2 protein-coding genes are annotated in these 8661 nt (G+C 74.3%); both read right to left on the reverse strand.

What is annotated here, in order from left to right:
• A partial coding sequence (locus DEF28_RS25490) for a TolC family protein (RefSeq protein WP_147281100.1) occupies positions 1 to 3938 on the reverse strand: 3938 nt, incomplete at its 3' end.
• Positions 3938 to 8590: a hypothetical protein gene (locus DEF28_RS27740; protein WP_233515537.1), complete on the reverse strand. Its 4653-nt coding sequence runs from the start codon at positions 8588 to 8590 to the stop codon at positions 3938 to 3940. The genes DEF28_RS27740 and DEF28_RS25490, both read right to left, overlap by 1 nt.
• Between the last annotated feature and the right edge of the window lie 71 nt (positions 8591 to 8661).

Below are 8661 nucleotides of genomic sequence, written 5' to 3' on the forward strand. Positions count from 1 at the left end.
GGGGTGCCGTCGGGCAGGTAGGTGCCGCCGGCCTGGGTGAACCTGTCGCGGGCCTGGTCGAGGTCGGTGCGGGCGCGGTCGAGTTCGGTCTGGGCGCGGTCCACTTCTCCGCGCGCCGTCTCGGTCCCCGAGCGGCTGCCGCGGGCGGCGTCCAGGCGAGCCCGGGCGAGATCGACCTCGGCCTGGGCGGCCGCCACCCGGCGTTGGGCGGCTTCCACGAGGCCGCCGAGGTGGTACGGGTCGTCGTCGGCCAGGGCGAGGTTGGTGCGGGTGTCCGCCAGGTCGGTCTCGAACCGGACCACGTCGGCCTGGGCCCGGGCCACGCGGACGCGTGCCTCGTCCACCCGCCGGTCGGCCGGGCCGCTCTCCGCACGGGGTGTCCCCGGGCCGGCCTCCACCCGCATGACGATGACGTCGTTGTTCTGCCGGGCGCCGGTGGTGGTGGCCGTGTCGGGCGCGGGGGCCGTGTCCGCCGTGTCCGCCGTGTTCGTGGTGCCGGTCCGGCCGCTCGCGCCGAACTCCGGAAGCCGCACGGTGCGCGGTGCGGGCGCACCGCTCGCCGCCTCCGCGGTCGCGTCCTCGGTACCGCCGGTGCGCACGCCGGGGTCGCCGATGTGGCGGCGGGCCTTCTCCAGCTCACTCCACCAGGTGTCGAACTTGTTCTCGAAGTCCTCACGCGCCTTGGTGTACGCGGTCTCGGCGTCGGTGTACTCCTTGCGGGTCGCGCGGGCGTCCGCCTCGGCGCCGCGGAGGACGTCGCGTGCCCGGGCGACGGCCTCCGCGTCCCGCGCCGTCCCGTCGCCGGTCCGGACCGCCGTGTCGGCGAACCGGTCGGCCTCGTCGAGGGCGTCCCGCGCGTCGGCGACGGCCCGGTCGGCCGCCGCGAGCCGCTCGACCAGCAGCGGCAGCTTGCCGCGCTCGGTGAAGTAGCTCTTCTCCGCGTCGGCCAGGTCCTTCTGCGCCTTGGCGACCGCCTCCCAGGCGCGCGTCCACTCCTTGGCGTCCTCCGGGTCCCGGGGCAGCAGGCCCAGCGCGCGGGCCTCGGCTTCGCTGATCCAGCCGGTGACCGTCGAGCGGACGCTGGCCATTCCGAAGGTCGCCGCGCGGCCGAGGCCCAGGAGGTGACGGGGGGTGCGCTGGGCGGCCACCACCCAGTCGGTGGGGATGGAGACCAGGTAGGAGCGCTTGGAGCCGACCGGGTCCCTGTTGGTGGTCGGGGGGCCGCTCCCCTCGTCGTCGGTGCGGGTGGAGCGGTCTCCGGAGCCGATGTCCTGGCCGAGCTGGCCGGACAGCAGGACGGTGTCACCGCGGACTCCGTCCGAGGGGGTGCCGGCGGTCGTCCCGCTCTGGGCGGCGGAATCGTTCTCGGTGAAGATGCCCCCCGGCCGGACCGGCAGCCCCCCGCCGGAGTGGCCGGCGGTCGCCACGGCGGTGGAGCGGGTGGTGGTGCTGGAGTGCGAGTCCTTGGTCTGGGAGTCGACGGCGACGTCGATGATGGTCGCCTCGGCGTACCGCGGCTTCGCCCCGAGCTTCCAGCGGATGTGGCCGATGTCGAGCAGGTCGACACCGTCCGGCTCGGCGGCGTCGTTGAAGTAGGCCCGGGTGGAGTCCCTGTTGACGTTGCCGCTGACGGGGTCGTTGTCCGGCCGGATCCCCGCCTTCTTGATGGCGTACTCCTTGGCGCGCTGGACGTCCGCGGGACCCAGGTCGCCGGAGTGCGACCAGCCGTGCGCCCGTGCGAGCGCGACGTAGCCGGCGTCGGTGATCCCGCGGCCGTCCGCCTCGACGGACAGCGGGACGAATGCGATCTCGGGCTGAGCAGCCTGGTCCGTCCCCCGCCCCTGGGGGGTCCAGTCCCGGATGGCGCCGTCGAGACGGGTGGGGGCGGTCTCCGGCCGCGGTGCCGGGGCGGGCCGCGGTGTGGTCGCGGACCGGCCTTCGGCGGCGGGGTCGGGCGACTGCCGCACGGTGGTGGACGTGCCGCCGTTCTCCCCGCCGCCGTCCGGGGTCTCGGTGGTGTCGGTGCCGGACGTGGCCGCGGCCGCGGTCAGGTAGGCGGAGTGGAACGATTCCTTGACGGTGGCGTAGTCGCCTTCGATGGTGAACTTCCGGCTCCCGTAGCTGACGGTCAGCCGGATGTGTTCGGGGGTCTCGGCGACGGCGTAGGGGCCGTCGAGGTCCGTGGCCCAGGTCGTGGTCTCCTTCTCCGCCGTGCTGGTGCTCTCGCTCCGGGAGCCGGAGGTCCCGAAACGCGGCGCCGGCGTGATGGTGTTGAAGCGGTCGGCGGGCAGCCCAGCGGGCAGGTCGCGCGGCTGGTCCCCGCCGGGCAGCGGAACCGGGACGACCGGCGCGAGTTCGACCCGGGTGCCGAGGCCGTCGCTGTCAGCGTCCTTGACCTTGGTCTTGGCCGCCAGTGAGACCTCGTGCCCGAACGCCCCCTTGCCGCCGGGCCGGGTGACGGTCGGGCGGCCGCGGACGGTCTCCACCTGGATGGTGCCGCCGCGGGTCTGGTTGTCGGCCTCGACGCGCGGCCGCTCCCGCCGGTCGTCCCCCGCGGGGCCGCGGGAGGCGCGGTAGCTCTCCGCGTACAGCTTGACGGGCACGCTCTTCGGTGCGCGCCGTCCGGTGGCGTGCGCGTTGATCTCGGCCAGGACCGCCTCGCGGCTCTCACCGGTCAGTGCGTAGTTGTCCTGCTTCAGCCGCTCGGCGAGCTGCACGCCGACCGGGTCCCCGCTGGCCTCTGAGGGCGGCGTCCGGGGGACGCTGGTCAGGCGCTGGCCGCGGTCCTCGAAGCCCGGCCGGACCATGAACCGCTCGGGACGCAGGTTCGGGTTGGGCTGCTGCCCGGTCCGGCCGCCTGCCTCGGCGCCTTCCCCGGTCGTCTCCGCGCCGTCGCCGGCCGTCTCGGGGGAGTGGTACCGGTCGTTGACGAGGCCGGCCTCGTACAGGTCGGCCAGGGGGGCGTACCCGAACTCCTCGTTGCCGATGGTGTGCTGGAAGCCGCGGAGGTGCTTGTCCCTGGCATGGCGCGGGACGTTCGCCATGAAGTCGAAGTCGTGGCGGATCTCGGCGACCTCGGTCTGCCGGACGTCGGAGTTGAAGGTGCGCACCCCGCCGTGCGGCTTGAAGCTCGTCTTCTCCGTGAAGGTCGCGGACTCCGACGTGCCGTCGCTCGTCCCGCGGCTCAGGCTGAACAGGTTCCATGCCGCCTGGATGCTGGGGCTGCTTGAGTCGTTGGCGCGCAGCAGCCCGCGGCCGGGGGCGTTCGGCGCCTGGCCGGCGCGCACGGCGTCGGCGCTCTGGTTCGGGTTGCCGACGCCGCGCATGTCGCCTTCGAAGGTCACGCTCTTCGACGTGCCCTCGCTGCGGCTGATGCTGGTCTCCTGCTGCGTCGTCCACTTCAGGGTGGAGGACGGCAGCAGGTCGTGGAAGCGCACGTCGGTGCGGTCGGCGAACAGCGCGACGGTGTGCCGGCCGCTGTGGAACCAGCCGCGCAGCCAGTTGCGTGTCCGGTGCCCGGGGGAGGTGGAGAACAGCTGGTCGGAATTGCCGGCCAGCGTCTCGCCCGACGTGAAGGTCGGGAAGAAGTCGTGGCCGGCCGCCCGCTTGAGGTAGCGCTGCAGTCCGGCGACGCCCGCGAGGAGCTCGTAGACGCGCTGACGCTGGGTGCGGTCCCCGGTCGCCGCGCTGATGTTCGAGGTGTAGGTGGGGATCTGGGCGAGCGCGGCCGCCAGCGGTGTCCGCGTCGGCGCGTCCGGCCGGCCGCCGTCGATCATCCGCCGGACCGCGTCCGGCGCCAGCTGGGTGGAGGTGTCGCGTGCGGGCGCGTTGACGCCGCTCTCCGGATGCCGCTCCCGGGCCGCCTCGTCGGGCTGGGCGGGCGCCTCCAGTTCCATCTGGGCGGTGATGTGCACCGGCTGGCCGTTGCCGTCGGTCATCAGGTCGACGCGGTGGCCGTCGTAGAGGTTGGGGCCCCGCTCGTCCTGCGGCCGGAAGGTGTCGCGGGCGGCCGGAACATCGCCCGCACCCGCAGTCCGAGGGCGTGGCTGCGCTCGTGCTCCTCGCTGCGCTGCCGGCCCGAGGTTCCGGCTCCGGAGTCGGCGGTGCGGTTCTTGGTGACGGTGCCGCCGAACTCCCGGTCGTGCGGGGTCGCCCTGAGCCGCACGGTGACGATGTCGGGGAGGAACCACCCCTCCTTGTCCGGGTTCCACGGGTTGAAGTTGCTGAGGTCGGGGTTGACGAGGGCGGTCTCGTAGAGGTGCAGGTCGACGCCCTCGTTGAACCAGTCGCTGGTCTGGCCCCGGCCGGTCAGATTGTGCTCGGTGATCGTCTCCAGGACGCGAGCCGTGTTGTAGATCGCGACGGGGTGGTTGCGGCGGAAGTGGTTCTCGCGGGAGAAGAACGAGCCGTCGCGCTCCTCGCCCGGCCGCAGCGCGTAGTCCTCGCGGGAGCGCGCCATCTCCGGCACCACCAGGCCGGGGTATTTGCGGGCGAGCCCGTCGAGCACCTGCTGGGCGTAGGCGTCGAACACCGTCTGCGGGAGCGGGTGGGGGACGGTGAACACCGGGTCCGGCGAGGATTCGGCCGTGTCGGTGTCCGAGGTGTCCGGCCGGGTGGCGTCAGTCTCCGGCCGGGGGGCGTCGGTGTCCGGCGTCGTGGCGGCGTCGTCCCCCGATCGCGAAGCCTCGGACGCGGTGTCCGGTGCCCTGGACGCGTAGCGGTTCCCGTCGGCCCAGGTGATGCCGCGGATGGTCGTGCCGCCGAGGTGGTCCGGCCGGTCGCGGCGCAGGTGCGGGTAGACGGGGGCGTGGTCGGCGCGGGACCGCGCGTCGGCGTCGTTGCGGTGCGGGTCGGCGAGGATCTGGGCGTCGTCCACCGCGAGCACCTCGACCGTGTTCCCGGTGAACTGGTGCGCGAAGTCCTCGCCCTCGAACTGCACGTAGTAGTTGCGCCGCACGTCGTAGATCGCCGTGTCACCGGTCTTGGTGAGCGCGTTGGACGTCCCGCCGGAGCTGCGCGAGTTCCCCAGGGTGCGCTCCCGGTCGTGCCGGTAGTCCACCATCGGGGCCTCGATGCGGAGCAGGCTGCCGAGGATCTGCAGGACCGACCCGAACCCCAGGCCCGAGCTGAACGTGGCGCTGCGCTGCAGCGAGGCGTCGACCTCCTTGCCGGTCTCGGTCTTGCGGTCCAGGTCCAGCTTCGCGGGGTTGTCGTCGAACCGGCTGAACTTCTCGGGAACCGACCACATCTTCGCGAGATGCTCGCGGCCGCTGTTGTCGGTGACGATGAGCGGCACCGGGCCCCGGGTGAGGTCGGGCAGCATGTCGCGGATCGAGTCGTCCGACAGGGCCTCGCGGATGCTGTCCGCGTTCTTCGGGTCCGACTTGTAGTGCCGGAGGAGGTTCGGCAGCGTCGCGTCCTTGAACCGCTGCCAGAGCGTCCGGGGCCGCCGCTGGTTGACGTAGGCGACCACCCAGTCGGTGAGGGACCGGTCGTCGAGGCCGGTGTGGCGGATGCCGTTGACCGCCGCGCCGTGCGTCGAGGCCGCACGCGGACCGACCGGGTTGCCGGTCGGCTCCTCGCCGGCGGGGCGCGGGGCGAACGGGTCGTGGAGCGTGATCTCCTCGGGCGCCTCGGAGACGGTACGGTCCGCGAGCTCCACCGTCATGGTCAGGGCGTCGTCCTGCTGGAACGCCGTGGCCCGGTGGAGGGGGATGCGCTCGCCCTCGGCGGTGTACCTGATGATCGGGGCGGGGTCCACGGTGAGCTCGGCCGTCAGCGAGGTCGAGTAGTCCACCGGTTTGCCCAGCAGTCCCGTCTCGGTCTTGCCGGAGACGCTGCGGTTGACCGTCTCCGAGGCGGACGGCTGGTTCAGCGCGAACTGCAGCATCGGCACGATCGCCGGCCCCGCCCGACCGATGGGATCGCTCACGAACATCGGGTTGATGGTGACGGACCCGCCCACGTTGCGGCGGGTGTTCGTTCCGCGCGCGTCGGTGTGCTTGGAGTCGCGCGTGGTGCTGTCCGAGCTGTAGGGGTCCGGCGCCGTGTCGTCGGGCTTGGCGCGCGGGTCGCCCGCGCGGCGCCAGTCGTTGCCCGTGGACCGCAGCCGCAGTTTGTACGTGCGGTCTCCGATCCGCACGGCGTGGCCGCTGTGGCTGTAGGACGGGTAGGGGTTCTTGGCGTAGTCCTCCGCGAGCCGCGTCCTGGCCGCGTCGTCCAGGTCGGGGAGCTGGTGCAGGACGGCGTCGAACCCGGTGCGGTCGCCGTGGGTCACGTTCAGCCGGACCCGGTGCGGTTCCAGCAGTTCGCTGCCGAGCAGGTGGTCGAGCTGGCGGGAGTAGGTGCCAAGGTCGTCCTCGCGGGACTTGCCGGGCACGCCCGTGATCTCGTCGACCCGTGCCTGGAGTTTCCGGATGGTGTCCCCGGCCTCCTCGGAGAGCTCGCGGCCCTCCGTGCGGAACTCGCCGAAGGACGCGGACCGCTGCTGGTCCTCGGCGTGCTCCTGTGCCGCGTTCCGCTCGCCGTCGCGGACATCGGCGGTGGCGCGTTCCCAGTCGCCGGTCCGCCGCTCGTACTCGGTCTGCGTGTCGCGGACCCGCTGCTCGGCCGCGGAGATCTCCTCGGGTAGCGCCGCCGACCGGTCGCGGGCCGCGGCCTCCGCCGCGCGGTCGCCGTCCCGGACCGCGCGGTCGATCACCGCCGGCAGCCCGGCCTGCTCGCGTAGCAGGGCGTCGCGCTCGCCCACCGCGCGGTCCCGCTCACCCTCTGCCGTGTCGCGGGCCTGCCGCGCCTCCTCCGCGGTGGCGCGGTAGTGGTCGGCGAGGGCGTCGCGCAGGCTGCTCCGCGCCTCCACCAGCCGGCGGCCGGCGTCGGCGGTGTCGCGCAGCAGGTCGCCGTAGGTCCGCCCGGCGACCGCGAGGTCGTACTGGTCGCGCAGCAGGTTGCGCTCGTCCCGCTCGCGGACGTCCCGGGCCTTGCGCAGGTCCTCTTCCGCCTTGTGGACGGCACGGTCGTGCGTGGAGGTCGTCTCAGCCCGCACGTGCCGCTCGTGGCGCGCGGTGCCGTGGTCGCGCGCGGCGGTGCGGACGTCGTCCTCTAGGCGCCGCACGTTGCGCGCGTGCCGCTCCCGGGCGTCGCGCAGGGCCTCGCCGGCCTCCCGCTCGACCCTGTCGGCGCGGGCGAGTTCGGCGTCCCGGTCCTGGTCCGCCTGGTGGACGAGCGCGTCGGCGCGGGCGTTCTCGGCCGCCGGGTCGTCGGAGCGGTCGGCGGCGGCGCGGATCTCCGCGGCCCGGTCGAGGGCCGCGCGGTGTGCGGCGTCGGCCGAGGCGCGGATGCCGCCGGCGTCGCGGACGGCCGCCCTGTGGGCCTGTTCGGCCGCCGCCCCGTCGCGCGCGGACTGCCGGGCCCGCTCGCGGGACTCCGTCGCCCGCTGGTCGGACTCGGCGGCGCGCCGCTCGGCTTCGGTCACGCGGTCCCGGGCACTGTCCACCGCGGTCGTGCGGTCGGTCCGCGCCTGCTTCTCGGCCTTCTCGGCCTTCTCGTGCTTGGACGTGGAGGAGGTCACCGCGTCCTGGGACTCCTTGACCCGGGCCTCGGCCTTCTCGAGCTCCGTGAGCGCGTCCTGCACTCGCTGCCGCAGGCCGCTGTAGGCGGTCAGCGCCTCGGCCGCCTCGGCCTGCCGCTGGCGCACGGGTTCCGGTGGCGGCGGCTGCTCCGCGGCGGTCACCGCGAAGTCCCGGATGACGGGGGCGTGCGGGTCCTCGTCCGCGTCCGTGTTCTCCGGGCTCGGCGTGTCCGCCGGCGGCGGCGCGGTGTCCTCGGAGACCTGCGGGACCGGCGAGCCGTCCGCAGCGTTCGTGGTCGTCTCGAAGAGCGCCCAGACCTCGGGGGGCTCCAGGTCGGGGATGGGCCCGGGCAGGTCGCGGAAGCCGTCGAGCGGGCTCGCGTCGCGTGTGCTCACGGGGGTGGTCCCCGTGGACGGGGGCGCGTCGGTGGAGAAGCCGGACCGCAGGGCCTGCTGGGGGGTCCCGTCGGAGGCGGTGGTGCCGCCGGCCCGGGTGTAGCTCTCGCGGGCCTGGGCGAGGTCGGCGTGGGCGCGGTCGAGTTCGGTCCGGGCGCGGTCCATGTCGCCGCGCGCCAGTTCGGTGCCCGTGCGGCTGCCGCGGGCGTCGTCCAGGCGGGCCTGGGCGAGGTCGGTCTCGGCCTGGGCGGCGGTGACGCGGCGCTGGGCGGCCTCGACCTTGCCGCCGAGGTAGGAGGGGTCGTCCTCGGCGAGGTTCAGGCGCTCGCGGGTGTTCTCCAGTTCGGTCTCGAACCGCACGACCTCGGTCTGGGCGCGGGCGACCTCGGTCAGCGCGTCCTCGATCGAGCGGCCACCGCGGCCGGTACCGGTGCTCTCCGGCCCGGTCGCGGTGCCGCCGCCTTGGCGCGGCGCCGGGGTCGTGGCGTCACGACCGTCGCTGTCGGGCGGCGTGCCGCCGCCGGTGCCCGGGGCGGGGTCGGTGACGGCGAGGTTGACGTCGTACGTGCCGGTCCACGGCACGTAGGGACCGGTCATGCCGGTGGTGGGGCCGAAGCCCGCTGACATGTTGGGTTGGCCGGTCGGCCGGGGGTAGCCGCGGTCGGCGTCGCCGAGGGGGCTGGGCCGCCAGTCGGGGG

Source organism: Marinitenerispora sediminis (assembly GCF_003336425.1).
In the GTDB taxonomy this organism is placed as follows: Bacteria; Actinomycetota; Actinomycetes; order Streptosporangiales; family Streptosporangiaceae; genus Marinitenerispora; species Marinitenerispora sediminis.

Excerpts from the sequence above, each read along its gene's own strand:
- DEF28_RS27740 (WP_233515537.1), bottom strand. The coding sequence starts at position 8,590 with ATGTCAGCGGGCTTCGGCCCCACCACCGGCATGACCGGTCCCTACGTG.